This is a genomic window from Rhodococcus sp. IEGM 1409, assembly GCF_030056735.1.
Lineage (GTDB): Bacteria > Actinomycetota > Actinomycetes > Mycobacteriales > Mycobacteriaceae > Rhodococcus_F.
Genome location: NZ_JASHKN010000016.1, coordinates 55,437 through 81,050 on the forward strand (window position 1 = coordinate 55,437; position 25,614 = coordinate 81,050).

The 25,614-nt window shown below is 62.1% G+C and carries 29 protein-coding genes and 1 pseudogene; 25 read left to right on the forward strand and 5 right to left on the reverse strand.

All coding sequences use genetic code 11. The annotated features are described in order from the left end of the window. The first annotated feature begins 2 nt into the window (after positions 1–2). From QM716_RS28400 to QM716_RS28515, 24 genes are all read left to right on the forward strand, one after another. The gene (locus QM716_RS28400; RefSeq protein ID WP_283307584.1) at positions 3–299 is read left to right on the forward strand and encodes a hypothetical protein; all 297 of its coding nucleotides are present in this window, start codon (positions 3–5) and stop codon (positions 297–299) included. A gap of 127 nt (positions 300–426) precedes the next feature. Beyond that, the gene (locus QM716_RS28405) at positions 427–573 is read left to right on the forward strand and encodes a hypothetical protein (protein WP_283307585.1); all 147 of its coding nucleotides are present in this window, start codon (positions 427–429) and stop codon (positions 571–573) included. Beyond that, on the forward strand, positions 566–1,357 hold the full coding sequence (locus QM716_RS28410; protein WP_283307586.1) for a hypothetical protein: 792 nt from the start codon (positions 566–568) through the stop codon (positions 1,355–1,357). The genes QM716_RS28405 and QM716_RS28410 overlap by 8 nt, the downstream gene beginning before the upstream one ends. Before the next feature lie 42 nt (positions 1,358–1,399). Then, on the forward strand, positions 1,400–2,353 hold the full coding sequence (locus QM716_RS28415; protein ID WP_283307587.1) for an SU10 major capsid protein: 954 nt from the start codon (positions 1,400–1,402) through the stop codon (positions 2,351–2,353). Then, positions 2,353–2,661 carry a hypothetical protein gene (locus QM716_RS28420; RefSeq protein WP_283307588.1) on the forward strand — a complete coding sequence of 103 codons (309 nt, stop codon included), beginning with the start codon at positions 2,353–2,355 and terminating at the stop codon, positions 2,659–2,661. The genes QM716_RS28415 and QM716_RS28420 overlap by 1 nt, the downstream gene beginning before the upstream one ends. 9 nt (positions 2,662–2,670) lie before the next feature. Further along, on the forward strand, positions 2,671–3,057 hold the full coding sequence (locus QM716_RS28425) for a hypothetical protein (protein WP_230817888.1): 387 nt from the start codon (positions 2,671–2,673) through the stop codon (positions 3,055–3,057). Beyond that, positions 3,057–3,401 carry a hypothetical protein gene (locus QM716_RS28430; RefSeq protein WP_283307589.1) on the forward strand — a complete coding sequence of 115 codons (345 nt, stop codon included), beginning with the start codon at positions 3,057–3,059 and terminating at the stop codon, positions 3,399–3,401. Before QM716_RS28425 ends, QM716_RS28430 begins: the two co-directional genes overlap by 1 nt. After that, positions 3,398–3,631: a hypothetical protein gene (locus tag QM716_RS28435; RefSeq protein WP_283307590.1), complete on the forward strand. Its 234-nt coding sequence runs from the start codon at positions 3,398–3,400 to the stop codon at positions 3,629–3,631. Before QM716_RS28430 ends, QM716_RS28435 begins: the two co-directional genes overlap by 4 nt. Next, complete coding sequence (locus tag QM716_RS28440) at positions 3,588–3,842, forward strand: hypothetical protein (RefSeq protein ID WP_283307591.1); 255 nt, start codon at positions 3,588–3,590, stop codon at positions 3,840–3,842. Before QM716_RS28435 ends, QM716_RS28440 begins: the two co-directional genes overlap by 44 nt. Then, a complete protein-coding gene (locus QM716_RS28445; RefSeq protein ID WP_283307592.1) occupies positions 3,842–4,252 on the forward strand; it encodes a hypothetical protein in 411 nt (136 codons plus the stop codon). The genes QM716_RS28440 and QM716_RS28445 overlap by 1 nt, the downstream gene beginning before the upstream one ends. Before the next feature lie 63 nt (positions 4,253–4,315). Next, the gene (locus QM716_RS28450) at positions 4,316–5,179 is read left to right on the forward strand and encodes an Ig domain-containing protein (RefSeq protein WP_283307593.1); all 864 of its coding nucleotides are present in this window, start codon (positions 4,316–4,318) and stop codon (positions 5,177–5,179) included. Between the two features lie 115 nt (positions 5,180–5,294). Further along, positions 5,295–5,705 carry a hypothetical protein gene (locus QM716_RS28455; protein WP_283307594.1) on the forward strand — a complete coding sequence of 137 codons (411 nt, stop codon included), beginning with the start codon at positions 5,295–5,297 and terminating at the stop codon, positions 5,703–5,705. Further along, positions 5,633–6,133, forward strand: a complete 501-nt coding sequence (locus QM716_RS28460) for a hypothetical protein (protein WP_283307595.1) — start codon at positions 5,633–5,635, stop codon at positions 6,131–6,133. Before QM716_RS28455 ends, QM716_RS28460 begins: the two co-directional genes overlap by 73 nt. A gap of 76 nt (positions 6,134–6,209) precedes the next feature. Beyond that, positions 6,210–11,114 (forward strand): tape measure protein, encoded by a 4,905-nt coding sequence (locus tag QM716_RS28465; RefSeq protein ID WP_283307596.1) that lies wholly within the window; start codon positions 6,210–6,212, stop codon positions 11,112–11,114. Next, positions 11,111–11,992: a phage tail protein gene (locus tag QM716_RS28470; protein ID WP_283307597.1), complete on the forward strand. Its 882-nt coding sequence runs from the start codon at positions 11,111–11,113 to the stop codon at positions 11,990–11,992. The genes QM716_RS28465 and QM716_RS28470 overlap by 4 nt, the downstream gene beginning before the upstream one ends. Then, a complete protein-coding gene (locus QM716_RS28475; protein ID WP_283307598.1) occupies positions 11,989–13,671 on the forward strand; it encodes a Gp37-like protein in 1,683 nt (560 codons plus the stop codon). The genes QM716_RS28470 and QM716_RS28475 overlap by 4 nt, the downstream gene beginning before the upstream one ends. A 1-nt stretch (position 13,672) precedes the next feature. Further along, entirely contained in the window at positions 13,673–14,116 is a 444-nt protein-coding gene (locus QM716_RS28480) for a phage gene 29 protein family protein (protein WP_283307599.1), read from the forward strand. Next, the gene (locus QM716_RS28485; protein WP_283307600.1) at positions 14,116–14,973 is read left to right on the forward strand and encodes a hypothetical protein; all 858 of its coding nucleotides are present in this window, start codon (positions 14,116–14,118) and stop codon (positions 14,971–14,973) included. Before QM716_RS28480 ends, QM716_RS28485 begins: the two co-directional genes overlap by 1 nt. A gap of 25 nt (positions 14,974–14,998) precedes the next feature. Further along, entirely contained in the window at positions 14,999–15,772 is a 774-nt protein-coding gene (locus tag QM716_RS28490) for a peptidoglycan-binding protein (protein WP_283307601.1), read from the forward strand. Positions 15,773–15,899: 127 nt separating this feature from the next. After that, positions 15,900–16,244, forward strand: coding sequence for a RyR domain-containing protein (locus QM716_RS28495; RefSeq protein WP_283307602.1), 345 nt, complete (start codon positions 15,900–15,902; stop codon positions 16,242–16,244). 2 nt (positions 16,245–16,246) lie between these two features. Then, positions 16,247–16,990, forward strand: a complete 744-nt coding sequence (locus tag QM716_RS28500) for a holin (protein WP_283307603.1) — start codon at positions 16,247–16,249, stop codon at positions 16,988–16,990. Between the two features lie 27 nt (positions 16,991–17,017). Continuing rightward, a complete protein-coding gene (locus QM716_RS28505) occupies positions 17,018–17,422 on the forward strand; it encodes a hypothetical protein (RefSeq protein WP_283307604.1) in 405 nt (134 codons plus the stop codon). After that, positions 17,410–17,754, forward strand: coding sequence for a hypothetical protein (locus tag QM716_RS28510; RefSeq protein ID WP_283307605.1), 345 nt, complete (start codon positions 17,410–17,412; stop codon positions 17,752–17,754). Before QM716_RS28505 ends, QM716_RS28510 begins: the two co-directional genes overlap by 13 nt. 3 nt (positions 17,755–17,757) lie before the next feature. Next, positions 17,758–20,634, forward strand: coding sequence for a GDSL-type esterase/lipase family protein (locus tag QM716_RS28515; RefSeq protein WP_283307606.1), 2,877 nt, complete (start codon positions 17,758–17,760; stop codon positions 20,632–20,634). Positions 20,635–20,777: 143 nt separating this feature from the next. Here the strand turns inward: QM716_RS28515 and QM716_RS28520 are convergent, their stop codons facing one another. From QM716_RS28520 to QM716_RS28535, 4 genes are read right to left on the reverse strand one after another with little or no spacing between them, the layout of a single operon-like run. Then, a complete protein-coding gene (locus QM716_RS28520) occupies positions 20,778–20,999 on the reverse strand; it encodes a hypothetical protein (RefSeq protein WP_283307607.1) in 222 nt (73 codons plus the stop codon). Positions 21,000–21,013: 14 nt separating this feature from the next. After that, on the reverse strand, positions 21,014–21,451 hold the full coding sequence (locus QM716_RS28525) for a hypothetical protein (protein ID WP_283307608.1): 438 nt from the start codon (positions 21,449–21,451) through the stop codon (positions 21,014–21,016). A gap of 48 nt (positions 21,452–21,499) precedes the next feature. Then, positions 21,500–22,213, reverse strand: coding sequence for a DUF2637 domain-containing protein (locus QM716_RS28530; protein WP_283307609.1), 714 nt, complete (start codon positions 22,211–22,213; stop codon positions 21,500–21,502). Further along, on the reverse strand, positions 22,210–23,118 hold the full coding sequence (locus QM716_RS28535) for a helix-turn-helix domain-containing protein (RefSeq protein WP_283307610.1): 909 nt from the start codon (positions 23,116–23,118) through the stop codon (positions 22,210–22,212). The genes QM716_RS28530 and QM716_RS28535 overlap by 4 nt, the downstream gene beginning before the upstream one ends. Positions 23,119–23,253: 135 nt before the next feature. Here QM716_RS28535 and QM716_RS28540 point away from each other — a divergent pair. Further along, a pseudogene (locus tag QM716_RS28540) lies at positions 23,254–24,345 on the forward strand (amino acid permease); the annotation flags it as partial. Here QM716_RS28540 and QM716_RS28545 read toward each other — a convergent pair. Continuing rightward, entirely contained in the window at positions 24,317–25,570 is a 1,254-nt protein-coding gene (locus QM716_RS28545) for an NAD(P)/FAD-dependent oxidoreductase (protein WP_283307611.1), read from the reverse strand. The pseudogene QM716_RS28540 and the gene QM716_RS28545 sit on opposite strands and share 29 nt — an antisense overlap. Positions 25,571–25,614: the final 44 nt, after the last annotated feature.

The window sequence follows — 25,614 nt, forward strand, 5'->3', positions numbered from 1 at the left end:
ATATGAACCAGGAACAGGTCGAGGCATACGATCGCGAAGCGGGCATCATCGCCGCGGCGATCCTGCCCGGCCTACCTGCCGAGAATCGCCGCTACATCGAGAGCGTGCTCGAGGACGGCGACCCCGCTTTCGCAGTCGATCTCGCGCTGCAGGACGCGATCGAGTTCGCTCTCGTCATCCCGACAGGAATACGCCGCAACATCGACGCATTCCTCGACCTGCTGACCGCGATCGGCGCGGACGACGTCGATCGGATTCGTCGCTGGACTGAACAGGTCAAATTTCAAGTAGCCGCATAGCGGCAACCGACATCGCAAAGGCCCCGTGAGCATTTCGCTCCGGGGCCTTTGTCATGCCCGGATGAATTTCGGGCTCCACATTCCCCCAGCGCCGCACGGTGCTGACCTATCCCGCACGGGAGCAAATATGAGTACAACTGCCGAAACTCTGTCGCGATTCCGCAAGGAACTGATCGAGGGAGGATTCAGCGAACGTGACGCCGACGGACTTGCTTGCGAAGTCGGTGTCGCGTACGTCAAGGAGAACGGTCTGGCGGTGAAGTTCGATGCGTAATCCCAGCAAGTCGCTGTTCACAATTGCCCCTGCCGCTCTGGATCCTTTCGGTCAGTTCGGGAATCGTGCCGCACGGCGCCATCCCCGACGCAATCCCGATCCACAAGGCCATCCCCAGAGTCCGGCTGGCACACCACCTGCCCCGGCTGTTGATCCCGGGACTCCACCCGCTGCGACTCCACCCGCTGCGACTCCGCCCGCCGCGCCTGCACCGGACGACTGGGCAACGACTTTCGAGGGATTGACACCCGCAGAGGTCAAGACGCAGCTGGACAACTCGCGCAGGTGGGAGACCAGAGCCAAGGCGAATCACCCCAAGGCCGAGAAGTACGACCAGATCCTCGCCGGACTCACCGGTGGATCTGATCCGGCGACTCCGCCCGACCCGGCTGCCATCGCAACGAGTCTCACCGCCGCACAGCAGGACGCTCGAGACACCAAAGTCGAGAACGCAATCCTGCGTCTCGCACCCGGCGCGGCCGCGAATGCCAACTCGCTGATTGACTCCCGGTCGTTCATGGACAAGATCAAGTCCCTCGATCTCGACCCGACGGCTTCGGACTTCACCGCGAAGATGACCGCCGAAATTCAGGCGGCCATCACCACGAATCCTGGATTCAAGATCGTTGCTCCGGTCGGTGTTGGTGTTGTCGTCCCCGGCGAAGGCAATAGCCCCGAGAACCTGCCGGACATCGATGCGCAGATCGCCGCGGCAACCAAGGCCGGAGACATTCAGGCGGCGATGAGGCTGAAGTCCCAAAAGCTCCACGCTGCAAGTAAATAAGCCCCGCCCGATCCGCTCGGGCATCAGTGAAAGGACACTCTCATGCCCGGAATAACCGGAATGGGGACTACCTACAACCTTCCGAACTACGTGGGCGAGCTCTTCCAGCTCTCCACCGAGGACACACCGTTCCTCTCCGCGATCGGTGGCCTGACCGGTGGTGAAGACACCGGCTCGACGATCTTCACCTGGCAGACCACCGACCTGCGTGACGCCGACGCAACCCGTCAGCGACTCGAAGGAGATGACGCACCTGCTGCGAACGGCCGCAATCGCATTCCCGGAAACAACGTGCTCGAGATCCACCAGGAGCAGGTGTCGGTCTCGTACACGAAGCAGGGCGCAACGCGTCAGCTCACCGGCACCAATCCGATGCAGGCCGGAGTTCAGCCCGTCACTGACGAGCTGACCTTCCAGACCTCGGCGGAGATCAAGTCGATCGCTCGCGACGTCGAGAAGTCGTTCATCGTCGGCACCTACAACCTGCCGACCGACAACACGACCAAGCGCCGCACTCGCGGCATCCTGGAAGCCGTCACCTCGAACGTGGTCACCAACGGCACTCCGGCCGCGCTGACCGAGACGATGCTGCTCGACCTCATGCAGCTCGCCTGGGAGAACGGCGGGATCCAGGAATCCGAGACCCGCACGATCATCGTCGGTGCCAAGCAGAAGCGCGCACTGACGAAGATCTTCATCGACGGCAAGGGTTACAAGGAATCCACCCGCAACGTCGGCGGTGTGAACCTGCAGACCATCGAGACCGATTTCGGTCGCTGCAACATCATGCTCAACCGCTACATGCCGGCCGCGCAGCTTGCCGTCGTCTCCCTCGAAGAGTGCGCCCCGCGGTTCCTCGAGATCCCCGGCAAGGGCCACTTCTTCGCCGAATCCCTGGCCAAGACCGGCGCGTCCGAGAAGGTTCAGCTCTACGGCGAGATCGGACTCAAGTACGGCAACCAGCTCAAGCACGCCAAGCTGACCGGACTGCTCTGATGGTGGCCGTGCGTTCGACGCGCTACCCCCAACTGATCGTCTTCGACCTCGGCGTCCGCTTCGTCGACGGCGTTGCCGAGGTCACCGACAAGAAGACCCTCGACGCGCTCGCCGCGATCGAGGGAATCGAAGTCCCCGAACCTCCGCGAGCACAGACCGCCGCCGAAAAAGCCAAGGCCAAGAAGGAAGCCGAAGCGAAAGCGAAAGCAGACGCGGAAGCGGAGAAGGCCGCGCTCGAAGAATGGCTGGCCGCCGAAGCACAGTGGACGGCCGAGCAGAACACCGACAGCACGTCCGACGAGAAGTGAGGTAGACCCATGGGGCCGGTAGCCATCGACATCGAGGAAGATCTCGGGCCGTTCGTCAACAACATCGACGAGAAGAAAGCCCGAGCAATGATCAACTCGACCATTGCGATGGCGTCGGCCCCATGGATCGCCCCCTGCATCGTCGAGGACGACTTCAAATATCCGGATCAGGCCAAAGTTATTCTCGTCGGTGCGATCCTGCGCTGGAACGACGTCGGCTCCGGCGCCATCACACAGGTGAGCGCCGGGCCTTTTCAGCAGACGATCGACAACCGATCCGAACGCAAACGCATGTTCTGGCCGAGCGAGATCACCGACCTGCAACGCCTCTGCGGGTCAGCCCGCACGGGCCGCGCCTTCACGATCGACACCACTCCCCCGAGAAGTGATGCCTGATGGCCGAATTCCAATGCACCCTGCCGATCAACTACCGGCGCAAGATCACCTCGACCGAGTCCAGTCCGCGCGGCAACAAGGTCGAAGCGTTCGCCGACGTCGAACCTCGACACGTTCACCTCTGGTACACGAGCGACGAAGCAGCGCCGAGCGATGGCCACGCACAGCGAGAGGCGATCGACGCAACGTGCTATCCGCCAACGGCTCTCGGGGTGAAGCCCGGCGACCTAATCGAGCTGCCCGGAGAGGGATGGCTCAAGGTCGTCAAAGTCGGAAACTACGACAACAACGACTACTTCGTCCCTGGAATCGTGGACGTCAAACTCCGAAGGGTGGACGGATGAGCGACACCGTTGTACTCGTGCGACACATCGGCGGCGAAACTGTCTACGACACGACCACTTTCGTCACCGAGGACAAGACCGGATTGTTACTCATCTTCGGCGACCCAACCAAGCGGGATCTACTCGCCGTCTACAACGCCAGTGGTTGGTTCTCTGCTGAATTCATCGACAAGGAGGTGAGTGACGATGACGCAACACAGGTTTGTGCCGAAGCCGGGCGCACTCTATGAGGTCCGCACTTCCCCTGCGGCATTTGCGTGGATCGATCGCGTGGCCGCCGCGAAGGCTGCGGCGGCTGGAGACGGATTCGAATGGTCCTCGCGGGTAGGCCGGAAGAACCCACAGGGTCGCGGACGAGCCATCGTTTACCCCGCAACCCATGCCGCGCGGCGTCGAAACGCCAAGGAAAACACCTTGGTCCGAGTCCTCGGCAGCGGCTGATGTCCACCCTGATCGTCCCCGCCTCAGCGGAAACTGTTCTCGCAACACTGATTCGGGAGCAGATGCCCACCCACCTCGACGTATGGGTGGGGACCGAAACCCCGAGCCCGCGCACCAACCCGGGACACACACTCAAGGTCCGTGTCTCCCGAACCCCGGGCGGCGGCATGGCATCGCACGGCCAGACCGATCACGTCTTCGCGCTGCTCGAATGCTGGGCGGACACCGAAGACGAAGCGGACGACTTGGCCGCCGTCGTCCGCGCGATCATGAAGGCCTCCCGCAGTCGAACCGTCCTCGGCTGTTTCATTCGCTGGTGGAAAGAGAACTCCGGACCGTATCGCTGGCCGGACGAATCCAACCAGGAGCGTTACCAGTTCACTGGCGAACTCCTCCTCAAGATCGGCTGACGCTCAACATCTCTGCACCCCCTTTGGCCCGACGCAAACGATGCCTGAAAGGGGCAATGAATCATGGTTGACACCAGCACAACGACTTACGTCGCGAACCCTCCGCTCGACGGCGGCGTACTTCACTCCGCCAAGCTCGGAACCACCCTCCCGACGACCACGTACGAGGAGCTCGCACCCGAATTCCTCGCCAACGATTACGGCGAGATCGGCGACTCCGGCTTCTCCATCAGCCGCACCAAGTCCATCACCAAGATCCGCAAGTTCGGCGGCGGTATCTCTCGCCCGGTCACCACCGAGACCGACAACACCGTCAAGATCACCCTCAACGACGCCAACGACCCCGTTGTCCTTCGGGCGATCAACGGTGCGTCGAACGTCATCGTCAATGACCCCGACGAGCACGGCCGGCAGATCACGGTCTACCAGACCGCCGACGACCTGCCGATCGAATCCTGGGTCATCGACTCGATCGACGGCGAGCAGGAAAAGCGCCACGTCATCGAAAAGGGCCAGATCATCGAGATCGCCGAAGTGCAGAACGTGCACAACGCGCTCACCCAGTACCAGATCACGATCCAGGTCTACGAGACCGAGGCAAACGGTCGACGAGGCGTCAACGTCGTCGAGATCATCAACGACGGCGCCAAGGCTGTTGTCGGTCCATTGGCGATCGCCACGACCACGCTGCCTGCCGGTGTCGTCGGCACGCCGTACTCGCAGACCTTGACCTCCACGGGCGGAACAGGCGCGAAGACCTGGACCAAGACGGGCACCCTCCCCGCCGGTCTCACCCTCTCGCCCGCCGGAGTTCTCGCCGGCACCCCCACGGCGGCCGGTACGCCGTCGATCACCTTCAAGGTCACCGACTCCGCTACCCCCGCAGTCGAAGTGACCAAGGCGATCGTCGTCACCGTCACCGCCTGATGAACCCACCCGGCAGGGGTTGATTCACACCCCAATTGCGTCGGGCCGCCCTTGCCGGGTGGCCTCATGGCCCGACGCGCTTTCCCTCATTGGACCAATCGAAAGGCCTGACGCAATGGCTGGCTTCGTCTACAACCCCGCAGAGTTCAAGAAGTTCAAGGTCGACATCGTCGAGGATGGCAGGACCGTCTCGTACGAGATCCCGCTCACCAGCTACATCCCGCCCGAGGTCACCGACTACGCCGATTCGATGATCGTCGAGCGAACCAACGAGGTGCAGAAGATCCGCGACGAGCGCAACGAGAATCGTCAACCCATCGTCGGGGCTGATCCCGCGACGGCATACCCGTCCAACCTCGACGTCCTGTCGTGGATGCTCGAGATGATCGAACCGAAGCTCGCAAAGCATGTCGCAACGTGGCCCTACGGCGCACGGAACGAATTCTGGACGAAGTGGCAGGAAGAGTCGAAACTGCCGGTGGAAAAATCCGAAGCCTCCTCCGACTCCTCCGACGCGACGGAGTAGAGGGGGCCATCCGCTCCGACCTGCTCGATCGGGGCAGGTCACTCGACGAACTCGGGCGAACCCTGTCCTGGCTGGATTTCGATGCATGGCTCACCCACCTCCCGGGAGACAGTGCGTATCGACGACTCGTCGACCCCATCGGTGTGTTCACTGATGTCGGTCCCGACCTCACGCTGGCATTGATCGACGAGATCCGCGGGCTCCGAGTCCAACTCGGCCCTGGCGCAGAGAAGCGGGCAGACGAACCCACCATCGACCGAATACATCGAGTGATGGCTGCACGCGAACTCGCCGCAGCGACGACAGTTCGATCGGCCGATGTCGTCGACATCCACGCCAAGAGATCAACTGCGCCGCAACCGAAGAAGAGTCCCCCGCGAACGAACATCCGCGACCGACTCGCACGCGCACGCGCCGCACACAACTAGTCACCACACACGAAACGACCGCCCGAGGCATCTGTCACGGGCGGTCGTTTTGCATATCCGAAGGAGGTGAATCCCATTGACCGAGTTAGGTGTTGGGTATCTGAGCATTGTCGCGGACACCAGCAAAATTCCAGGCCAGGTCAACTCGGCTCTCGGTAGCGCACAGGCGTCAGCGACGAACACCGGCAGGTCGATGGGCTCGAAGATTGCGAGCGGTATCGGTTCGACACTGAAAGGTGGTGCCGTCGCTGCCGGCGCCGTCGCGGCCACAGCACTCACTCTCGGTATGCAACGAGTGGTCGCTATCGATGACGCCAAGGGTAAACTCGCTGGCCTCGGCCACACCGCCGAAGGTGTCACCACCATCATGGATTCCGCGCTGGCGTCCGTGAAGGGCACAGCATTCGGAATGGGTGACGCGGCGACGATCGCCGCCTCCGCAGTCGCCGCCGGCATCAAGCCCGGGCAAGAGCTGACGAAGTACCTCAGCCTCACCGGCGACGCCGCCACAATCGCCGGATCCTCACTCGAGGAAATGGGCTCGATCTTCAACAAGGTCCAGACCTCCGGCAAGGCGTACACCGACAACCTGAACCAGCTTTCCGATCGCGGCATTCCGATCTTCCAGTGGCTCGCCGACGAATACGGCGTCACCCAGGACGCCCTGTCGGACATGGTCAAGGAAGGCAAAGTCGACGCTGAGACCTTCAACAAGGTCATTCAGGACAACATCGGCGGCGCCGCACTCGAATCCGGTAAGACGTTGCGTGGCTCATTCGCCAATATGAAGGCCGCCCTGGGGCGCGCAGGCGCCGAGGTAATCACGCCGTTCCTGCCCATGATGAAGGCCGGACTGGCCAAGGTCACCGAGTACACCGACAAGGTTGCACCGATCTTGAAGGCTGGCGCAACGAAAGTCGCATCCGGACTGACGGATATGGGTCGCGCGTTCCAATCCTCGGGCGCGTCCATCGACGGTCCGGCAAACAAGATGGAGAAGTTCGGCGTCAAAGCCCGACAGGTTGCGGACGGACTGAAGGGCGTCTGGTCGATCCTCTCGGACGGCAAATTCACCGGCAGTGCAACAACATTCGGCCTGTCGGAAGACTCGAAGGCTGTCGACACCCTCTTCAAGATCCGCGAAACCGCAATCGGCGTCAAAGACATCCTCTTCAAGGGCGACTACACGAACCCGATCTGGGGACAGCTCGAGGACTCCAAAGCGGTCGACGTCCTGTTCCGAATCCGCGAAGGCGCACAGGCACTCTGGGACGTCATCAGATCCCCGTCGGGTGAGAAGTTCACTGCATTTCTGGACACCGTCAAGGGCACCGGCGGCGACGCTGCTGGCGCCATGGGCAAGGTCGAGTCCGGGGCAAGCACCCTCACCGGCGCGCTCAAGTCGGTTGGCGCTGCTGCTGCCGGTGGCGCGACGGCTCTCGTTGGTCTCGGCGGCGACACCGCGACGGTCGCAGTTGCAGGTATCAAGGCGCTCGGTGGCGTGATGGGGTTCTTCGCGGATCACACAGGCCTTGCGACTGTGGCTCTCGGTGGCCTGGCTGCGGCATTTGCAATCTCGCAGACGGCTCAGACGGCGTTCCATATGGCGCGGGTCGCCCAGGTAATCATGACGCCGGCGGAGATCGCTTCCCGGATGGCGATGACTGCAGCGATTGTTGCTCAAACAGCTGTGATGCGTGCACACATCGTCGCCCTCGGCGGAGAAGCTCCTGTCCAGCAGCTGTCCATGCGGCAACGGATATTGGCTACCGCCGCCCGGCAGCGGGAGACTGCGGCGACAATTGCAGCCACCTCTTCACTGGCTGCGTACGCAACAGCGCAACGTGCAGCAGCAACCCAATCCGGACTGATGGTTGGCACGCTCCGGCAGACGGCCGCTGGAGTGGCAACACTCGGATCCAAGGTCCAGGGCGTCGGCGGCGCAGCACTTTCGAGCATGCGGTCAGGCCTCCAACGCGTTGGTTCGATGCTGGGTCCGGGCGGCCTGTTCACGATTGGCCTCATGGCCGCGGGGGCTGCTGTCACCGCATTCGTCTCCACGAACAACGGCATTGTTCGAAGTCTCGAAGAGTCCCGAGGTGCTGCCGGACGATCCGCTCAGACGTTCCGGGAATATCGGACGAGCCTGGACGAGGCGTTCAGTTCATCGGGCGGCAACATCGACACTGGCGTGAAGTCTGTTGTCAAAGAACAAATCTCCTCGATCGAGAAGGACTTGTCGGACGCTGCGGGCCGAATCCCGTCGAAGTGGGAAAAAGTCGTCGGATTCGGAAGTGACGTCTTCCAGACCACCGGCATCACTGCCGGTCTCGCCGACATTGCATCGTTCGCTGGATTCAAGTTCTCGTCATCGAAGGACGTCTCCGAACTGGAGAAGATGGGCGAGGCCGCCAAGGCTACCGGGGCCGCCTTCAAGGATTTTGGAATCACGTCAAGTGATATCGCCAAAGGCATTTCCGGTTCTGACGGAGATTGGCAACAGCTCCAGTTCCGCATGAATGCGGCTGGCGGAGCAGGTTCCGAACTCACCCAGAAATACGGCCAAATGCGTGCCGAGTTCGTTTCTTCCCGAACCTCTGCAAGCGCCGTCAGTGATGCATTCACGGCAATGCAGGTCGGCGCTGTTGGTGCCGCTGCTGGCGTCGATGGATTGACAAGCTCGATGGCCACCTGGCGTGGCGACCTGATGACTGCGGAGGAGGCTCAGGCCAAGGTCACGTTGGCGTTGTCTGGATTCAATACGGCAGCTGCCAACGCAGGAGCGTCGGCGAGGACCGCATCAGGCGAACTCGACATGACGAACGCAGCTGGCGCTGGCCTCCACCGAGAGATGCAAGCTGTTGCAACAGCTTTCGACGCGGCAGGATCTGCCGCTGCACAATCTGCAGTAGACCAGAAACTCAGTGCTGCAGACACTGCCGCAGCTGTTCAGGCGGCTGGACAGAAGGTGCGCGACGAGTTCATTCGTCAAAGGATGGACGCTGGCGACACGCTGGAGAAGGCAACGGCGTTGGCAAATCAGTACAAGCTGTGGCCGGAAGTGCTTCCAACGCATATCCAATTGACTGGTGCCGATGAAGCTCAGGCGGCGATTGACAATTTCATCAAGAACAACACCGGCAAGTCCGTCGACATCATGCAGAACATCTACTCCCAACCGGCGGGGCCTGCAATGCCGACGAGTTTGGAGGGAATGTATCCGGGCATCGGTGGTGGATACACCGGCATGCGCGTTCCTGGTTACGAAGGTGGCGGGAAGCTACCCACCACAGGGCCAGGCACGCACAGGGTCGATGGAATTCTCGGAGTCGATTCGAGGGGAATTCCGACCGCTCGCGTCAATCGGGGTGAGTGGGTCATCAATGACCACTCTTCGGAGAAGTATGACCGCGAGTTGGCTGCGATCAACGCAGGCGTATTTCCGAAGCTTCCTGGGTATGAGGCGGGCGGCGTCGTCGGTAGTCGCGACCTGACCAACTTCGTCACCGGCCGCGTAGCTGGCGTGAAGCCGCTGACCGGCGATCCGTACGTCTTCGGTGGAATCAACTGGGGCGACTGCTCGGCAGCCATGTCGGCGATCGCCCGATTCGCAGTCGGACTCGCACCGTTCGCAGCGCGGTTCGCAACCGCCAGCATGGGTGCCGCTCTTGCCGGTATGGGCTTCCAGTCCGGTCGAGGCGGCGCGGGCGACCTCCGCTTCGGCTGGTACAACGGCGGACCCGGCGGCGGCCATACCGCCGGAACCCTGCCCGATGGGACCAATGTCGAGATGGGTGGCAGTTACGGCGGCGGAATGGTTGGCGGCGCGGTGGGGTCGAATCACTCGAGCTTTACCGACCATGCCTTCAAGCGCGTTGCCGCGAGCGGTTCTCAGCGGGAGCGGGTCCGCGAGGAATGGACCGAGAAGCAGCAGATCGAACTGCAAGCTGCTGAAATTGCGCTCCGCAAAGCGGAGGAGAAGCGCACCGAGGTTGAGGAGCAGGTCGCCGAGGGCAAGAAGACTCAGACCGATCTCGCCGACGCGAACAACAAGGTCGACAAGGCGCAGAGCAAGCTCACTGAACTGCAACGCAAGAAGGACGGCGTTCTCAGCGGCGAAAGCAACGCTCCGGCACCGCAAGCACCAGAGTTGTCCCGAATGTTCACCGACGCTGAGGTTGATCGGATCGATGCCCAGCTAGCAGTGCAGTCCGCGAACCAGCGCCGCAACGAGGTCTACGACAATCCCGAGTCGAGTGACTACGACATCGACAAGGCCGACGCTGAGCTGTATCAGGCAGAGAAGGCGTTGCGTGAGCTCGGCACACCGAAGGCTGGTGACGGGCCGACGACATGGTCCGGCATTGCTGGCGACTTTGCCAAGAATGCGGTCTCCGGCTTCGTTTCCGATGCTCTGGGCGTGTTCGGAATTCCGGACGAGATGCCGCCCGCCCTCCAGGCGCTGCAGATGTTCGAGAAAGCGCAGCAGACCCAGGCGCCCTATCTGATCGAACCGTCCGCCGACCAGCGGGCAATGGGCGCTCAGGTCACTACGTCACCGTCGATGATCGCCGAAGACAGTCCGGCGATCTACAACCCTGCCGAAGGTGTTGCACGGTGGGGCGACTCGGTCGCCAAGGGGCAGGACGGCATCGCTGCACTGCTCGCGGAAATCGAGCGGATGCGTAGCGGCAACCGCTTCGCCAACGGTGGCCCGGTAAGCGGGCCAGGCGGTACCGACAACGTGCCCGCGTGGCTCACTCCGCGCGAGTTCGTCGTCAATGCGCTCGATGCGAACGCCGGTCAGAACCCGGCGATCTTGCAAGCCATGAACAGCGGTGCACGGCTCTCGCTCGGCCAGGGTGGCCAATCCGGTTCGACGTACATCTTCAACGGCGTCGCGAATGTCGAGGAAGGACTTCGGCAATTGAGAGTCAAGGAACTGCAGGAAGCTGCAACGCACGGTTGGGGGATTCGATGAGCGATCTACTCCTGTTCGAGATCGAAGCCCCCAACGGGGACCGGGCCATCATTCACGGCCCGGGCTCCGGCGCTCAAGGGATTGAACTCGACGAGAGTCCTGAAGGTTTATGGGAGACGCCGACGACGACGATCTGGACCGAAGGCGCCCGGCAGGAAGGTGGAACCTACAACGGGTTCCGCCACAACATGCAGGACGTCATTCTGCCGGTGCACATTTCACCGACCGATGACATGTCGTGGCAGCAAGTAAAGTCCCGTTGGTCGGCGATGTGGGAGTTCGAACGAGAGACCCACCTCGTCGCCACATCGTCGTCGGGCATTCGGCGTCTCGCTCTCCGCAAGGTCGAGACGCCGAAGTTCAATCCACGGAATGATCCTGGACGCAATCGGTACGGGCACATGGTCATGACGCTTCGTGCGGGCTGGCCGTTCTGGGTCGAGAAGGACGAACTCGACCTCTTTCAGTCAAAGGTCGGTGAACTCAACGGGCATGTCACGCTGTTGAACCCGACGAACCGGCCGATGCACGTCAAGTGGGTCATCGACGCGCCGCAAGGCGGCCAGGTAACGCTGCCCGACTTCTCGTGGATCACCGATCCTGAGCATGAGGACTACGAGTGGCGCGGGCGCGTGATCGACGTGCCCACGCTCTCGGCGGGTGAGAAGCTCACGATCCGAACGTATCCCGACGAGGAAACGTACGACTCGAATATCAACCCGCTGTTCTGGGCACGTGCGAATTCAGTCGAGTTCGAGTTCGCAGTTCCCGCACACACCCTCCCTGTCGATGTGCCGATCAAGTGCACCAACCCGAATATGACTGTGGCGGTGTATCAGCCACGTCACTGGACGATGGTGATGGGTGGTGAAGAATGACCGCACCGATTCTCGACAATCCGCTCCTGCACGATCAGGAGCTGATGGATCGCATGCAGGCGATCCTCGACGACTCCGAGCGCAAGAAGGAGAACCGCGCTCGACGTCGTCGCAAGCCCGGACTCATTCGCCTGTGGGACGGCGATATGAACTATCGCGGTCGCGTCTCGGTCGAGTGGGAGTCGGCGGTCAAGTGGATCAAGAACAACTCAGGTCCCGGCCGGATCGTTCTGCCCGCCAATCATTATCTCGCCAAGTGGGCGGTCGATCCGTACGGGCGAGCGAAGCAGAACGTCCACATGACCGTCGACAAGGACGGCGCACGATGGGGTGGGCGGCTACAGCAGGCGCGCCGAGCTGCACCACGCGACGGAAAGAACTTCGTCGAACTGCAGTTCCTCGACGACTACGAGGAACTCAAGCATCTTCTCGTCTGGTCGAATCCGTTCCTGCCGGCCATCATCCAGTTTCCACGGTCCTTCGTTCTCGCAGGTCCATCGATCTACATGCTCAAGCTGGCGCTCTTCCTCAACATCATGCGGATGGAAGGCAACTGGTGGGCTCTTCCTGACGACCCGATGGACCTGGCGCAATGGGGCCAGGGCCTCAACATGTCGAACTGGAACATGGTCGTCAAACCTGGCTCATTGCTGGCTGATTCGTCGCCGTGGACAGTGCTGTCGAGCCGGTTCAAGTACTGGCACGACATGGCAGAGCCGACCCTAGGCGATGCACAGCTCATGGTCACCACCCGGCGATACCTGCAGGGCGACCCTCCTCCGTGGCCAGGCGCGAACTTGCGTCACGGCACGATCGTCTTCGACGTCGTCAACAAGTCGGACTACTGGGACGAAACCTCGCAGGGCGGCACGATTTGGGATGGACTCAAGCGCACGGTCGTCAACCTCGCGAGCAACATGGTCGACGAGACACTCGCCGAAGTTATCGATCCCATCGACCCGTACAAGGACGTCACAGGTAGCTCGATCTGGACTTACCCGCGTGCACCGTATGTCGTCTACCGCGACGGCCGGATCTCCGGCATGGAAGTCTCCGACTGGTGCCACAAGCACGGTGGCTCCGTCCAGATGGTTGTGGGTGGTCACTCGTTCCCGGGCGTCGACGAGGGAATGTCAGCAGCAATCCAGCTCGGACTGAACAACCTTGGGCAGCTGATCTTTCAGCCGACGCTCGGCACTATTGCCGACACGTTCCTCAAACCGATTTACAGCGGAACCGTGGCGGCGTGGGTGTCGGTGAAAAGTCCTGTGCGAGCACTCAAATACGGGTGGTCGCATTACCAAGAGGACATCGTCGAGGGCGGCGACCGGGCCTACACCCTCAGCTCGATCATGAAGATCCGCGAGGGATTCTGGAAGTCTCGCCCTCGCATCACGCACCGCATGGAACTCGCCGACGGCCGGCCCTATCTCATCGGCGACAACGGTCAAGGTCACTTCTTCCTCGGCGATCGCATCGGCTCCACCCTCAAAGATGTCGGCAAGCGTGGGCAGATCTACGTCGAGCAGGTGGCCGAGATCGAACTCGTCTGCGATCGCGGCCAGAACAAGTGGAACGCCACGACCGGCGAACCCGAAGACCTCGAATCGCCAACCGCGCGCGGCTTGCGTCAAATCGCCAACCTCGCTGGCGCAGCACATGACCTAGGAGTGATCTGACATGGCAATCCCCACCCAGGCAACCGCCGACATGGACGACCCCGAAGAGCATGCACTGTGGGTACTCATGGGCTCAATCACCACCCCGGACGGCGACGCTCTGATCACCACCGAAGAGTGCCTGCGCAAGGCGTCGTCAATCATCACCCGCGCCGGGTATCGGCACCACCCCGAGTTGCAGGAGATCAAGCAGATCATCCCCGGCGGAATGGAGTCGGTGCACTGGATGGGCGTCGGAGCGGTCGAGTGGGTCGATATGGACACCCCGGATCCCGAGGTGGCGCCGGCGCCCGCCAGCGACGCCATCGACCTCGACGCCATGTCCGGGTCCGACCTCATCCGCTTGGCGGAACGACTGCAGGAGCGCGGCGTCATCCGGCCGCCGGAAGAGAGTGCACCGACTGAGGATGTCGCGCAGGTGCGCACGATCGAGGTGGATTACTGATGGGCGTCGCACCCGACAAGCCGTATCCCGACAATGCGTACGGCAGGCGCGGCACGATGCGTGGGTTTCAGGACATCGACGAAGCTGAAGCCAAGCGCCGCATGCGCAAGCCGATCGACGACGCGAACAACACCGCACATGGCAAGTTGTTCGGTGGATTATTCTCTGGTTTCAGTGGATTCGGTTCACTTCTTGAAAACCTCGCAACTGCGTTCTTCGGAAGCGGTCCATTCGATCCGTCGTCGGCGCTGGGCCGGATCAGCGACAAGTCGATGGCCGACGCCGCGAAGATCGTCGACATGCAGAACCGAACCCAGGTGCTGGAGGGCATCATCGGTTACGGCTCATGGGTGGCATCGCAGAATCTGTTTTTGTCGATCGACCAAAACAACGCCGGCGCGCGGACGATGTCGTTCGATCGTCAAGTCGGACCGAGCGTCGGCGTCACCCTGGTACCCGATTCGGCTTTGGCAGGCAAGAAAGTTCAACGTCTCGACTCACAAGGTCTGTGGCAAGTGTTGGCGCAGACCCGTTCACGGAGAACGATCTACTCCGGGACGGCGAAGGTGTACATGGACATCGTCGTCAAGGACCCCAGCGGGAACGAGCACTACCGGAGATCGATGGATCAGTCCGCGATCTCCAGTGAGGGCGGCGACGGCGAGATCACGATGACGAACAACGTGTTTTTCACCGTGCCGGGGCCTGGTTACACCGTCCGGGTGGACCTGTTCTCAGGACAGTGGCGCTGGTTCTACGGCGGCTCACAGTGGTCCGGACTGAGCATTCTCAAACACTCGTCAGAGGTGCAAAACCCGGGGACGGTCGACCCAGGCACCCCACCAGTCGCAGGCTAGCGACGACCCAAAAATAGGAGTAGTCATGACCTTTCGATCCGCATACGGCAACACCCGCTCCGAGAACGGTTGGCGCATGTGCAACCGCGACGCCTGCGAACGCATCCTCATTCCCGGCGCCGACAATCAATTCCTCGCCGCGATGATCGTCCGCTCCGGACCATCCGAAATCGTCCTCCGCGCATGGGCGATCTGGTACCACCGCAACGTCGAACGGCTCGACCTGTTCAAATCCGGCGTCGGCGACGACTGGGGATGGTCCGCCGTCAACGACGTCGCGAACTCGAACCATCTCTCCGGCACCGCACTTGATTTCAATGCCGTGCAGTACCCCTGGGGCTCGCGCACGATGCCGACCGCCCGTAAGCAGAAGATCCGCGAGGGCCTACGCCTGTTCGAGGACAACATCTTCTGGGGCGCCGACTGGTCGCGCGCAGACGAGATGCACTACCAACTCAATGGCGGCACCGCCTCGGGCGACGGCGCATCGGCGAAACTCATTGCCTTCGCGCAGCGTCTCGAAGCCGGGTACCTCGGACTGCTGGCAGACACTACGGTCCCGCCAGTGATCCCGAAGCCCGTGGCACGCCCGACGTTGCGCCGCGGCAACACCGGCGGCGACGTGACCTACCTCCAAGGCCTGCTCAATCGCATGTTCGCGAGCTACTCCAAACTCCACGTCGACGGAGACTTCGGCCCTGCCACCGAATCGGTTGTGCGGCAGGTGCAGAGCCGCTCCCAACTCGCGGTCGACGGCGTCGTTGGCCAGGACACCTGGCGCGCGCTGGGCGTCAAATGATTGCCCTCTCGATCACTGCAGTCATCGTCGGCGGCGCAGGGGTAATCCTCTGGGCTGCCTGTCGATGGGCGCGCGGCTACGACTCCATCACTCAATCTGACCGCTACGAACGAAGGAACTACTGATCATGCAAATCGAACACATCGCACACGTCTGCCACGAAGCGAACCGTGCAATCCAAATCGCCACCGGGGACCCCAAGGTATCTCCGCAGTGGGATGCCGCGCCGCAGTGGCAGCGGGAGTCAGCGATCGAAGGTGTCCAGAAGGCCATCGACGGCGCCACGCATGAGGAACTCCACGAATCGTGGTGCGAGTTCAAGCTCGCGGACGGTTGGGTGTTCGGACCGGAGAAGGACGAGACGACCAAGACTCATCCCTGTCTCGTGTCTTACGACGCATTGCCGGATGAACAGAAGTCCAAGGACGCAGTATTCAGCGCCATCGTCGGCGCACTCACGGAAGGGGTCTGACCATGGCCGAATCAAACGGAACCGTCACTGTCGGCGTCGAACTCGTCGGGACGAACTCCATTGACAGCAAGGCTTTTTGGCTCGACCTCCTCGACCGGACCGGCAAGACGTTCGTCCAGACGTTGCTCATCTTCGTTGCAGGCGGGGCGACCATCGCATCCGTCTCGTGGACAACCGCATTGTCCTCGGCCGCACTCGCAGCGCTGGTCTCGTTCCTGATCGCGCTGGCGACGTCGACGGCGATCACGTCCGGTAACTTCGCGATCGACCTTGCCGACCGAGTCGGCCGCACCTTCGTCAGCGCGCTCGTTGGTGCAATCCCGGCAACAGGCACTCTGTCCGACATCAACTGGCGTGACGCACTTACCCTCGCCGCGACGGCCGCACTGGTGTCGGTACTGACATCGTTGGCCTCCAGCAACTTCGGACCAAGCAAGGGACTTCCCTCGCTGGCGCCCGTGCAGCCTGAATTGATCGCCCTCAATGATGCGATCGTGGTTGACGAGTCGCGGCAGGCACTTCGCGACGACACCCGGCGCGAGATCGACATCGTGACTGCGAAGGTGTTCAACGCAGGCAAGGTATTCGCGGACGACCTCAATGAACTCAATATGGTCGGTGTACCGATCCTGCGACTACTTGCCGACGAACTCGGTGTCGGCAAGTCACAGGTCCGCAATCTTGTCGCCGAAGGCCGTGTCAATCACGGGGCACTCGTACGCGCACTCGGCAGATTCGAAAGCTGACCCACTGACCCAGTAAGGGGGCCAGTCATGGTCCGTCGAATTGCACTGGCCGCGCTGGGCATCTCCTCGATCGTGCGGGGGTCGTCGTATGTCGGCCCCCGCTCGCCCGAGTTCACGCCCGCGCAGCTCGCGTTTCTCGATCAAGTAATCCCGCTGTCCTGGTACGCAATCGGCTGGATGGCCACCGGCTCAGTCGCGCTCATCGCACTAGTGTGGCGACGACTTCAACCCATCGGTTTCGGATTCGCAATCGGCTTCAATTTCCTGTGGGCGCTTAGCTATTCCGCGGCTTGGATATGGCTCCATGTGCCCCGCGCCTATGTTTCGGCAGCGAGTTACTTCGTGATCGCCACCCTCGCGTTGTGTGTCGCGGCAATGGCCGAGCGGCAGCACCCACCCGACTTTCCGCAGGGGGTGACATGTCGCCGATGACCATGACGCTCGGCGGCATCGTGGGGGTCATCCTCGCGGGAATCTTCGGCTATCTCGGCGCTCGCCTTGCGCGAGCGTCGTCACGGGAATCGAACACCACCGACAACTGGTCGGAGATGTTCAAAGCCAACGAGGCGCAGCTCGCACGAATGGACACGCGAATAACTCAGCAGGACGAGCGAATTAACCGTCTCGAATCAATGCTCCGTGACGAACAGAAACGTTTCCGTCTGGCCATCATGTTCATCCGAGACTTGTTGCGCTGGATCGAGCATCACGTGCCAGGTCAACAGCCGCCCTCCGTTCCCGACTCACTGAAAGAGGAGGTGTGACCGATGGTCGCACTCAAGATCAATCTCGCCGACATCGGCGGGCGGCCAGTCTCGCACACGCGCGCGGTGTTCCTGTCGGCGCCAGCGCATCGCCCGTCCACCACCGTGGACGGGCGGGTTGTGACGACAACGCCATACCCCGTCAATGTCGTCAACGGCCTCGCAACGGTCACGGTCGAGCCGGGCGAGCTCGTCGTCGAAATCCGAAGCGGCTTAGCTGATTCGACGCCCAAACGTGTCACTGTCCCGGGCGGCGTCGAGGAGGTGACGCTGCAGGACCTTCTCGAATCGGCGTACGTGTACGACCCTCCTGTGGTCTCCCTCGTCAAGCAGTACCTCGACGGCGCCAAAGCTGCACGCGATACCGCCGTTGCGGCCGCCGAGAGTGTCGGACATATCGCTGACGACGTCGCGCAGATTGCCGAAGACCGCGCCGCAGCCGAGCTGGCACGAAACGAAGCGCGGGACTCAGCCGAAGATGCAAGCGAATCACGTGGCCTCGCGGCAGTTGCGGCAGTGTCGGCGGGTGATTCGTCAACGCTGGCCGGTCAGCATGAAACCGCCGCCGCCGGCCACGCGAGCAACGCGTTGAGCAGCGCTACGGCAGCCGATCAATCCGAATCAGCTGCCGCGCAACACGAGGTCAATGCCGAGACTGCCGCTGATCTAGCAGTCCAGACCGCCGCGGGCATCCAAGATGTTGCCGCTGACGCCGCGCAGGTCGCAGCAGACCGACAAGCAGTGGAGTCGGCAGCCTCCACAGTCGCGGCCGACCGACAAACAGTCACCGACGCGCGCGGTGTAGTGGTCACAGCGAAGGACGACGTCGAACAGGTCAAGATCGACGTCCACCAGGTGAAGAGCAGCATCGAGAACACTGCCACCCTCGTCGACCAGACTCTCGCGCAGTACGGCGCGCAGTTCGTCACCGAGCGTGAGGCTTCGCAGCAGGCCGTCACGGATGCGACCGCGCAGGCGCAGCGGGCAGAGGACGCCGCCGAGGGCATCATCGCAGGCGCTGTCATTGATGGTTCGGTCACGACGCCGAAGCTCGCCGACGCAGCGGTCACGAAGGCGAAAACATCACCCGGCGTGCAAACATCGCTCGACAAAGCAGACACGTCGGTGCAGGAGGGTGATTCGCGCCTGACCAACGCCCGCCCGCCGACCGCTCACTCCCACGCCGTCGCGGACGTCACCGGCCTGCAGGGCGCGCTCGACGGCAAGGCTGCGACATCCCACTCGCACACCGAGGCTCAGGTCACCGGTCTGACAGCGAAACTCGCAACGAAGGCCGATCTCGACGGCGCCGGCAAGGTCCTCGCCGCGCAGCTTCCTGCAGTCGCACTGACTGATTTCCTCGGCGCAGTCGCAACGCAGGCCGCAATGCTCGCTCTCGCGGGGCAACGCGGCGACTGGTGCACCCGCACTGATCGCGGGACCGACTGGCAGCTCATCGCCGAACCTTCGTCAATCCTGGCGAACTGGCGCGAGAAGACGTACCCCGCTTCTCCTGTGTCATCGGTGAACGGGCGTCAAGGAGCGGTCGACACATCCTCGGCCGACATCACGGACGCGACGCCAGTTGGCCGGGCGTCGATGAGGGCGGCCGACCAGGCAGCGGGCCGAGCTGCAATCGGTGCTGCTGCCGCAGCCCACACGCATACCATCGCTGACGTCGATGGTCTACAAGTTGCCCTAGACACTGCGGGGGGAACCAAACCGCAGGTGAAGATGCTGGCCTACTGCGGCGGCGGACCTTACGTCAACAGTGTCCCCTCGTCAGGCACCGCGACATCGTTCGGTGCCCGAGTGCCGATCATGCTGCCTGTAGACACCACGCGCTGGCGGGTGAGGATGCGAAACTACAACGGCTACAACGCCGCAAATGGTTCGCAGCCACTGACAGGTTCACGAATTGCGGTCGGAAAACATGCACTGAACGCCCTCGGGAACTCCAGCGGCGTATTCACTGCTCCCACCGTCCGCACCGTGCACAACACGGCATTCACAATCCCGAACACCACCTCGTGGTGGACAAGTCCATGGATCACAGCCCCGGCTGATCAGATGACAGCGAACGAGCCGTACCTCCTTGGATGGTCGGCGACCTCGACAGCTCAACAAATCGCTGGCGGAATCGGAGAAGCCTGGCTATTCACCGGATCCGGCGCGGACGCAACAGATGCCACGAAGACCAACGGGACGATGGGAACAGGCAACAGCACCCACGGTTGCCCCCTCGACATCGTGATCGAATACGAGTGCACCACAGCCCGGCCCGCACTACTCGGCGTCGGGGACTCGATCATGGAGGGGTTGACGGGGTACACCGGAACAAGTTTCGCGTCCTCGTTGTCAGTGCCGTGGTATCAGAGCTACCTGCATCAGTGGGCGAATTCGTGCGGCGCAGTCGCTGTCAACCTCGCTCAATGGGGCACGACAACCTCGCAGTGGCTTCCCACAGTGACTGACAGGTGGAGTCGAGCCGATCTGACCAACGGCAAATTCGCCGGCGCAGTCATCGCGCTCGGGTCGAATGATGCCTCGGCGAGTGTGCCATTGGCGACTTACCAGGCGAACATGGCGCTGATCGTCGGCAAGGTGCGAGCGCTCATCGAACCGGGTGCACCGATCTACCTGGTGAACGTCATCGGGCGGAACTTCAGTGGCACCCCCGAGACGCTGCGCGTGTCGTACAACGACTGGCTGGCGACGTGTCCACTCGGAGTCAAGGGAGTGATCGACGCGGCCGGTTCGATGACCACTCCGGGGTTCACGCCGACCATGATGGCTCATCTGACCATGGACGGTGTCCATCCGAACATGACCGGCAACGCGCACTTGGCTGGTCTGGTCGGTTCGCGAGTGCAGCTCTGACAGTTGGACCATGCGAAAGCCCCCAACCTCACCGCATCCAGCGGTCGAGGTTGGGGGCTTTCTGTCGTTTGTGCGGGGCCGAGCTGGTCTTCCCTTACCCTCCCGACCCCGCGCGATGCAGTGTAGGTGGATGTGCCGACAAACTAATCCGACAACCAGTCCAAGAACGGCGAACCTTGACCCGCCTTGGCTCGCCGACGATCCGAGCGTGCCTGTTTGCGCGCCGGGCGACCCTCGGCAGTATTCGCCCGGACGAGGACAATCAGCCCTACGGCGATCGACAGGTACGGCAGGAAACCCGACCCGAGATAAGCCCACGCGATCCCGCCGAAAAGAAGGATCGATCCGAAAGTCCTCATGTTCATGGGGCGCCTCCCGGCTAGTAGTTGATCGGCTTGACGATGCGGCCACCGAGTTGCTCTTTGATGTCCCTGCAGGTGTGTTTCGTCGTGGTATCACCGCAATTGATCATCCACTTTGACCCGACCAAAAAACCGTACTGAGCCCGAACCGGCTCGTAAACGCCGAGGTGACTCGCAATGTTCTGATCAAGGGTCGAATCTGAGGTGAAGACTGAGAGGACGATCTCTCGATCGCCAAGGAAACATCTCCCAGCGTCGGCAGAGTAGGTCGTCACCGCGTCCTTCTTAAAGCCCTGGCAGTCAAACCCGGCAACCTTGAGGTCATCAGCGATGCTCTGTGCCGAGTCGTACTGCTGGGTTCCTGATCGTGACTTGAACTCGTCATCACCACTGGAGCATCCACCGACTGTGATCACTGTCGCTGCGACAGCGATGAGCCCCAAAAGTGTTTTCATGGGGGTATCAAACCAGATGGACCGGATGTAACAGGAAGATCGGTCGGATTATGCGGCCGCCGAATCTTTGATGGGCTTCCAACGTCGCACGGTGGATTCACTGACGCCGACCTCTTGTGCGATGGCCCGTCCGCTGAGCTTGCCCTCGGCGAGCAGGTCGAGCACGCGCTGACGCGCATCGACGTCCCGCCGCGCCTTGGCTGCGTCAGTCGGCGCGGTCACCGCGACCAACTGCGCCAGCATCGGGGAATCCGACGCGTCGTCAGCTGGCGCAACTAACAAACTGGAGTTATGAATTGCGTCGCCGGGATCGCATGCGTCGGGGAGTGGCGCAGCGTCTACCTGCGGTGACGCATCGAGTTCCTCGGTCTGCTCGACGTCCTGACGCACCCTTGCGCGTACGACGGCGAGGTGCGTCATCGCGAGTGCGGCGATGGGTGGCACGACTGCGACGATCGCGGCGATCGCAGGATGCACTGGCCCCTCGGGAAGTAGCGCGTGCGCCATGTTCCCGGCGATGCTGGCGGCGGCGGCGCACCCGAGCAGTACCCACGCATAGCGACGCGCATCGTGCCCGCCGAACGTCACGACTGCGCGCGTTGCGGCGAGGATCAGTCCGTCGACGACGAGCGGCCACGCGTACGCCTGGTTGACGCCAAGGCCAGCGCGCAACGCGAGATCGGCGAGAGCGGTGTAGCTGATCCAGAGGCCAAGCGCGGCGAGGACGTAGGTGAGTGCAGCGTCGAATCGGGTGACCTTCATCGGGCGCTCCTCGTGGTGGTTGTGGTCCGCCGTGTTCCTGTCGACCGCGTACGGCAAACGCATTTCACTGCTTCGCCGAGTTCGTTGTCCGGAAGCCATCCGTACTCGTCGCAGTCATCGCACTTCGGAGCGAGGGAAGCCTTCGGCAACGGCATTTCCTTCCACATCGGAATCCATCCGGACGCGTAGCGGGTCGGATTGACCGGGTTGTGAAGCGCTTTGACGTGTGCGATCAGTTTCGGCACTCCGTGAGTCTCGACGAGCGCAGCGATCGTGGTGACGTTGTGCGGCTTCAGATAGCGGAAGGTCGCGGTGAGATCGGCCTTCTGACTCGCTGCTGCCAACTTGTCGACGAGTGCGAGCTGCTCGGTGCTCGGCTTGTTGGTCTTCGATGGAGGATCCACCACCACCGATTCCGAATCCGTGTCGGCAGGTGACGTTGCTGCTTTTCGCGAGGGTTGGTTGGTTTTAGTTCTTTGGAGATCAGTACTTGGTTTAGCGCCGCGCTTTCCGACGGACGCACGTCCGGGGATCGGATTGTCAGGCATCGGCTGAACGTCGCCGTTGCCCTCGGTGATGGGCTCTTCGTAGACCGTCGACGTTGTGGACCAACGACCGGTTGTCTCATCCTGTGTCTTCTCGCGGACCAGGTAGCCGAGTTCGGCGAGTTCGCGCATCGCGGAACGGATCGAGTCGCGGCCGTCCTTGTCGGACTGTGCGGCGATGGATTCCGAACGGGTGCGCCAATCGGCAGGCTTGGAGAGCAGCCAGATCAGGACACCGCGAGCGCGGAACGAAAGCCGATTGTCGTTGAGAACGTCGTTGCTGAGGATGGTGAATTGATCGGCTCGTCGTGGTCCGCGACGTATGCCGCCCTCCGAGCGCGTAGGGGTATGCTGAGGCACGTTCGACTCCTTAGACAGTCGGACTCCGGCCCGTCGGGAGGTGCGAACTCTCGGCGGGCTTTCTTGTGGTCATCGTGGCACAGGCACTGAGGCCTGTCCACAACGAAACAATACCTCCTACGCATCTCGAACACCTTCGAGATGGTGATCGTGTGCCTCGCCGACGTCACGGCCTTCGGTCTCTACATGCAGTTCTGGTTCCCGGACGTACCGAGATGGATCTGGGTTCTGGCTGTCGTTTTCTTCATCGGCGCGATAAACCTGTTGAGCGTCAAGGTGTTCGGTGAACTGGAATTCTGGTTCACGCTCGTGAAGATCACCGCTATCATCGCGATGATCGCGGGCGGCATCGCCATCATCGTTTTCGGATTCGGCGTTCACGACACCGATGCCGGAATCAGCCACCTCTGGTCGGACGGCGGTTTCTTCGCGACAGGCTTCGGCGGATTCATCGCGTGCTTTGCGATCGTGATGTTCGCGTTCGGCGGCACCGAGATCATCGGTATCACCGCGGGCGAAGCCGAGGATCCGGCGCAGACCATCAGGAAAGCCGTCAACACTGTCCCGGTGCGCATCATTCTCTTCTACATCTGCACCCTCGCCGTCATCATGGCGATTATCCCGTGGCAGACCATCAACTCCGACAACAGCCCGTTCGTCCAGATCTTCGAGAATCTCGGATTGGGAACGGCCGCTTCGATCCTCAACATCGTCGTCATCACCGCGGCCCTGTCGGCCATCAACAGCGACGTTTTCGGTGCCGGTCGCATGATGTTCGGGATGTCGCACGCCGGCCAGGCTCCGCAGGTGATGAAGAGAGTCTCCGCGAACGGTGTTCCGTGGATGACCGTTGTCATCATGACCGGTGCCCTGTTGGTGGGAGTTCTGCTCAACTACCTGATCCCGGACCAGGTGTTCCTCGTCATCGCCTCGCTCGCCACCTTCGCCACCATCTTCGTCTGGATCATGATCCTGCTCTCGCAGTTCCGTTCCCGCGCTCAGATGAGTGCAGACGAAACAGCGGCACTGAAGTTTCCAGTGCCGCTGTGGCCGTACGGTCAGATCTTCGCGATCGTGTTCCTGGCTTTTGTCATCGTGTTGCTCGGCGTCATCGCCGACACCCGAGTTGCGCTGCTCGTCGGTGCCGGATGGCTGGTTCTGCTGACGGGCGCGTACTACAAGTGGGTGAAACCGGCCGTCAGCGCAGCGGATCGAAGTGACGCATGACCGTCGGCGTCTGAGCACCGGTCATCGAGTCGGCCACCATCTTTCCGGTCAACGGACCCAGGGCGATTCCCCACATCCCGTGACCACCGGCGACGTGCACGCGCGGTGATTTCGTCGCGCCGATCAACGGCAAACCGTCGGTAGTGCACGGGCGTGAGCCCACCCATTCCTCTTCCCGTGCAGTCCAGTCGATGCCGCTGAGCATCGGCTTGGCCGCATCGATGATCGCCTGCACCCGGCGCGGATCCAGCGGCGCGTCTGGGCTCCGGAATTCCATCATTCCGGCCACTCGGAAGCGATCGTGCAACGGCGTGCACGCAACGCGCTGGGTGGGGAAATACACAGGGTTCTTGGGGAGATGCTCGGGCTTGACGCTGAAGCTGTATCCGCGTCCGGCCTGCACCAGTTTGCGCACACCGAACGGTGCGGCGAGCTTGTTCAATCGAGCACCGCTCGAAATCACCACGGCGTCGCCGTCGCGTGAATCACCGTGTGCACTGCGAACACTGACTCCGCCGACCCGATCGTCGATCTGCGTGACGTCGAAACCGCTGACGATTTCTCCACCGCGTTCACGAACCGCGTCCGCCAACGAGTTCACGAACAACGGGGGATCGATGAAACGCTGATTACGCAGGCGCAAACCGGCTTTCACACCCTGACCGAGTGAAGGTTCGAGCGAATGAATCGCGTCGTGGTCGAGGAGGTCGAAGTCGACCTCGCCGCCGGCAGCTTCGACGTGATGGAACTCGTCCACCAAGGTCTGTCGGTCCTTCTCGGACGCAAACGCGGCAAGGAAAGGATCGGCCAGACGGGTCAGCTCTCGGACGCCACCGTCGGCGAGTTCGTCGTACGCGCCCAAGGCTGTTCGGTTGACCTCGGTGTAGACCGACATTGCTTCCTGCCACTTCGACGGTGTGCAGTGGCGCGCGAATCCGACCAGGAACCGGATGAGCTTCAGATCGGTGGTAAGTGGCACGTACACCGGGGATGACGGGCTGAGCATCGCGCGCAAGCCGTATTGGAGCACTGCGGGTTCGGGTAGCGGAAGCGTCAATGCGGGGGCCAGCCAACCGGCGTTTCCCCAGCTCGCGTCAGCAGCGACGCCGTCGCGATCGACGACGGTGACCTCGACTCCACGTTCCTGCAAGAACCAGGCCGTCGACAATCCGACAACACCCGCACCGACCACGACCACACGATCGGGGCTTTGACGAGTTCCCATGACGTACTCCTTCTACAGACTCTGCTCGAACCGAGACGCCGGTC

Excerpts from the sequence above, each read along its gene's own strand:
- QM716_RS28435 (WP_283307590.1), top strand. The coding sequence starts at position 3,398 with ATGAGCGACACCGTTGTACTCGTGCGACACATCGGCGGCGAAACTGTC.
- QM716_RS28525 (WP_283307608.1), bottom strand. The coding sequence starts at position 21,451 with ATGAAAACACTTTTGGGGCTCATCGCTGTCGCAGCGACAGTGATCACA.
- QM716_RS28505 (WP_283307604.1), top strand. The coding sequence starts at position 17,018 with ATGGTCCGTCGAATTGCACTGGCCGCGCTGGGCATCTCCTCGATCGTG.
- QM716_RS28495 (WP_283307602.1), top strand. The coding sequence starts at position 15,900 with ATGCAAATCGAACACATCGCACACGTCTGCCACGAAGCGAACCGTGCA.
- QM716_RS28430 (WP_283307589.1), top strand. The coding sequence starts at position 3,057 with ATGGCCGAATTCCAATGCACCCTGCCGATCAACTACCGGCGCAAGATC.
- QM716_RS28425 (WP_230817888.1), top strand. The coding sequence starts at position 2,671 with ATGGGGCCGGTAGCCATCGACATCGAGGAAGATCTCGGGCCGTTCGTC.
- QM716_RS28450 (WP_283307593.1), top strand. The coding sequence starts at position 4,316 with ATGGTTGACACCAGCACAACGACTTACGTCGCGAACCCTCCGCTCGAC.
- QM716_RS28455 (WP_283307594.1), top strand. The coding sequence starts at position 5,295 with ATGGCTGGCTTCGTCTACAACCCCGCAGAGTTCAAGAAGTTCAAGGTC.
- QM716_RS28405 (WP_283307585.1), top strand. The coding sequence starts at position 427 with ATGAGTACAACTGCCGAAACTCTGTCGCGATTCCGCAAGGAACTGATC.
- QM716_RS28475 (WP_283307598.1), top strand. The coding sequence starts at position 11,989 with ATGACCGCACCGATTCTCGACAATCCGCTCCTGCACGATCAGGAGCTG.
- QM716_RS28445 (WP_283307592.1), top strand. The coding sequence starts at position 3,842 with ATGTCCACCCTGATCGTCCCCGCCTCAGCGGAAACTGTTCTCGCAACA.
- QM716_RS28440 (WP_283307591.1), top strand. The coding sequence starts at position 3,588 with ATGACGCAACACAGGTTTGTGCCGAAGCCGGGCGCACTCTATGAGGTC.
- QM716_RS28515 (WP_283307606.1), top strand. The coding sequence starts at position 17,758 with ATGGTCGCACTCAAGATCAATCTCGCCGACATCGGCGGGCGGCCAGTC.
- QM716_RS28490 (WP_283307601.1), top strand. The coding sequence starts at position 14,999 with ATGACCTTTCGATCCGCATACGGCAACACCCGCTCCGAGAACGGTTGG.
- QM716_RS28530 (WP_283307609.1), bottom strand. The coding sequence starts at position 22,213 with ATGAAGGTCACCCGATTCGACGCTGCACTCACCTACGTCCTCGCCGCG.
- QM716_RS28545 (WP_283307611.1), bottom strand. The coding sequence starts at position 25,570 with ATGGGAACTCGTCAAAGCCCCGATCGTGTGGTCGTGGTCGGTGCGGGT.
- QM716_RS28480 (WP_283307599.1), top strand. The coding sequence starts at position 13,673 with ATGGCAATCCCCACCCAGGCAACCGCCGACATGGACGACCCCGAAGAG.
- QM716_RS28520 (WP_283307607.1), bottom strand. The coding sequence starts at position 20,999 with ATGAACATGAGGACTTTCGGATCGATCCTTCTTTTCGGCGGGATCGCG.
- QM716_RS28400 (WP_283307584.1), top strand. The coding sequence starts at position 3 with ATGAACCAGGAACAGGTCGAGGCATACGATCGCGAAGCGGGCATCATC.
- QM716_RS28470 (WP_283307597.1), top strand. The coding sequence starts at position 11,111 with ATGAGCGATCTACTCCTGTTCGAGATCGAAGCCCCCAACGGGGACCGG.
- QM716_RS28500 (WP_283307603.1), top strand. The coding sequence starts at position 16,247 with ATGGCCGAATCAAACGGAACCGTCACTGTCGGCGTCGAACTCGTCGGG.
- QM716_RS28510 (WP_283307605.1), top strand. The coding sequence starts at position 17,410 with ATGTCGCCGATGACCATGACGCTCGGCGGCATCGTGGGGGTCATCCTC.
- QM716_RS28410 (WP_283307586.1), top strand. The coding sequence starts at position 566 with ATGCGTAATCCCAGCAAGTCGCTGTTCACAATTGCCCCTGCCGCTCTG.
- QM716_RS28415 (WP_283307587.1), top strand. The coding sequence starts at position 1,400 with ATGCCCGGAATAACCGGAATGGGGACTACCTACAACCTTCCGAACTAC.
- QM716_RS28485 (WP_283307600.1), top strand. The coding sequence starts at position 14,116 with ATGGGCGTCGCACCCGACAAGCCGTATCCCGACAATGCGTACGGCAGG.
- QM716_RS28420 (WP_283307588.1), top strand. The coding sequence starts at position 2,353 with ATGGTGGCCGTGCGTTCGACGCGCTACCCCCAACTGATCGTCTTCGAC.